This is a genomic window from Bacillus sp. SIMBA_008, from assembly GCF_046535495.1.
In the GTDB taxonomy this organism is placed as follows: domain Bacteria; phylum Bacillota; class Bacilli; order Bacillales; family Bacillaceae; genus Bacillus; species Bacillus subtilis.
In genome coordinates this window covers 1-261 of sequence record NZ_JAWRWL010000693.1, presented here as the reverse complement: position 1 = coordinate 261, position 261 = coordinate 1, and the positions used below count along the sequence as shown (strand labels likewise).

Here is a 261-nt window from a genome sequence, read left to right as displayed (position 1 = left end):
GCTGATGGATTATTATTCAAAAGGCTCAGTTGATGTCGAAATTAACATTACCTCGTCTGACGGGCAGGAAGCGCTGATCGTCCGCAATGCGGGTGACAAAGAACCGACCGTCCATATTTACGATTAACCAAGATGCCCTTGTTCATTTCTGTATGAGCAAGGGTTTTTTAGTGTGAATATCGTTGGAGAGAGGAATGAGGTATGTTAAGATATTTGTATAATTAGGAATTAACAGGAAAACACATATCATTTCTAAGCGGA

The 261-nt window shown here is 40.2% G+C and carries 1 pseudogene; it reads left to right on the top strand.

Features of this window, described 5'->3' with window-relative positions:
• Nucleotides 1-127 (top strand): annotated as a pseudogene (locus SB658_RS25015) (CamS family sex pheromone protein); the annotation flags it as partial.
• Between the last annotated feature and the right edge of the window lie 134 nt (nucleotides 128-261).